A 2787-nucleotide genomic window follows, 5' to 3' on the forward strand; every position below is an offset into this window, starting at 1 on the left:
CGCCGTCCACGCCATTTTTGGCCATGAGAATGGCGTCTGCTTCGATTTCCGCAGCCCGGAGAGCTGCCGTCGTGTCTGTTGAGAAATAAGGAGAACCGATACCGGCACCGAAAATCACGATACGGCCTTTTTCCAGATGGCGGAGCGCACGCCCTCGAATATAAGGCTCAGCCACCTGCTGCATGGCAATAGCTGTCTGGACGCGGGTGTCCACGCCGACTTGCTGCAACGAGTCGGCCATGACCAAGGCATTCATGACCGTTCCCAGCATACCGGTATAATCCGCCTGCACCCGGTCCATGCCGGCCTCTGCCGCCGGCTCACCCCGCCAGAGATTGCCTCCGCCAATCACCAGAGCAATTTCAATGCCTAATTCATGAACTTCTTTGATTTCTTCCGCCATTTTCTGGACGGTCTGAATGTTGATGCCGACGCCTTTTTCACCAGCAAGAGCTTCACCTGATAACTTAATTAAAATACGTTTATATTTAGGTTCTACCATTTTTCCACTCCTTATTTTATCTGTACTATTTTACCACAAATTGGAGTTTTTATATAGTTTTATTTCTTAAATTTAAAAATAAAAGGAGCAGACCCGCCCATTTCACAGCAAAACCAGCCTGATCATCAGATCAAGCCGGCCGGGACCGAATACAGGTCAGCATAGCAGGACTGGCAGCCGCATCAGCCAGAGTAGGATTGGATCGCCTCCACCATTTCTTGGCAGCGGTCAGCAGCAAAGACTCTTTCTGTAATTCCTTCGGTTTTTGTAGAGTCAAAGGTGAAAATAGGCCGCCCCTGATTTTCAAAGCTCTGCAAAACATCGCGAAACTTAAAGGCATAGTTGATATCTAGATAAATATCACAGGACGCCATCAGCTGCTTGAGACGGACCGGCAGGATTGAGCGATGCAGGCGGATATTATCATGAGCCATCATGGCAACCAACCGATCAGACACAGCTGTATAGGCTGCCACATGAAAGAGACAGTCAGGCAGGGCTTCAGCCAGCTCTTCCAGCTTTTCCAATACGTCGCAGTCGGTCAGAGTTAAGCACTCCAGCCTATAGTTCCCCGAGCAGGGCTGAGTGGACTTGCTTGGCTGCTGCAGGGACTTACTGGCAATGATAGAAGACCATTCCAGATGATTGTAGAACCACCAGACCTCACGCAGCCGCATATTTGACAGAAGGTCCCAAGGTTTTTGCCCTGAAATATAGTGAATAATCGCTGGCAGAGGAGACAGCGGCAGCTCAAAGATAAAATCGTGGCCCATTTGAGCCGCCCCCATATCAAAGCCGATTTGAAAATTGTAGCTGTCGTCTAATGGCCAATATTGATCAGCAAACAGCATATTTAAAATACTTTGGTCGCCCTCCAAGGCCGTCTCAATCTCTCTATCAGTCAGCTCGACCAACTGCTGGGAAATGTTCTCCTGCCGCCAGCGCTGATTGTTAATGAGCATGACCCCGGAGTTAAAGCCAATGCCCAGCCCAAAGGTCGCCCGTACTGCTGCAATATAGTAAGCATCCAGTTCCAGCTCAAACAAATGCTCCAGATTTTGCGTCACAATCAGGTCGCAGTCCAGATACAGGACACGATCTGCCGGCACATACTCAGGAATAAAATAGCGGGCGTAAGCCATATAATTGATATGGCCAAAGGTGGAATCCTGCCACTTTTGCCTCAAATCCTCACGAAAAAGCTTGACATCCAGCAGTTCATTGCCTGTCTCCCTCACCCTTTTGCGGGTATGGATAAACCACTCCTGAGGAATATCTTGATTAAAAACATATATATATGTTTTCGTGATAACAGCAAAGCGATTTCAGCGTCGTCTCAATCTGCCGAATATAACCATAATCCCCTGCCAATACCACCGCTTTCGTCTCATTCATCAATTCCGAATCCCCTCTTTCTTTCACAAGCAAATCACTCTTCTTATTATAGCGGATTCTGTGGAGTTATTCAATGTCTCTTTCAAGCTTCAATCGGCGCAATTTCCATTAAAAAACCAGCTTTGCCATTGGCAAAACTGGCTGTGAAAGCCGCAGTCATTCGGCTTTTTTTCTTTCTCTTTTGGCCAAGATCGGCAGAATAACCCCCAGACTGATGAGGACGATTGGGGTCAGAATATTGGTCAGCAGCGAGAATTGCCAGCCAGCTGGATCCACTGCATAGTCCACTTTAGGTACCATACCCAGAATGCAGGCAAAGGCTGTGAAGAGGAAGCACCAAGCCCCGATTATAAAGCCAAGCTTCGGGTTTTTGGTAAATTTATATTCGGCATCCTTGTACTTTTTCCAAGCTTTATTGAGCAGCATGTAGGCCAGAAAAACCCAGAGATAGCGCATGGGCATGACGATAGAGTTGAGATTGGTCATCCATTTGACCAGGCCGTCAATCTCCTGAATACCGAAAATAGGCAGAACAATCAAGATACTGACCAATATCCCAGTCAGCAGGTAACCGTTAATCAGCACACCTTTCTTGGTCCGCTTGCGCAGCCAGCTTGGCACAAACTGCTCATCAGCATTATTGAGCAGAATCTGCAGAGGCGCATCAATAGAGAAGGCCAGCGCCGCAATCTGCCCAACCATATTGGTCAGAGCATAGACAACGACCAGCGTATTGCCAATTCCCCAGTAGCTGCCCAGCTTCTGAAAGGCCTGATAGGCACCGTTGCGCATCAAATCCTCGGGGATATTGCTGCCGTCAAAGAGCATGCCCATGGCCAGAGAGCCGAGAATCGCAGAAGCCCCGACCATGACAGCCATCGCAATCATTC

At 48.4% G+C, this 2787-nt stretch carries 2 protein-coding genes and 1 pseudogene; all 3 read right to left on the reverse strand.

What is annotated here, in order from left to right; all coding sequences use genetic code 11:
* The coding region (locus STRDD11_RS08520) for a uridine monophosphate kinase (protein ID WP_241209378.1) at positions 1 to 502 on the reverse strand (502 nt) is incomplete at its 3' end.
* A gap of 182 nt (positions 503 to 684) precedes the next feature.
* Positions 685 to 1897 (reverse strand): annotated as a pseudogene (locus STRDD11_RS08525) (glycosyltransferase).
* A 156-nt stretch (positions 1898 to 2053) separates the two neighbouring features.
* Positions 2054 to 2787: amino acid permease (locus STRDD11_RS08530; RefSeq protein WP_164828438.1), on the reverse strand; the 734-nt coding region annotated here is incomplete at its 5' end.

Source organism: Streptococcus sp. DD11 (assembly GCF_001578865.1).
In the GTDB taxonomy this organism is placed as follows: Bacteria; Bacillota; Bacilli; order Lactobacillales; family Streptococcaceae; genus Streptococcus; species Streptococcus panodentis.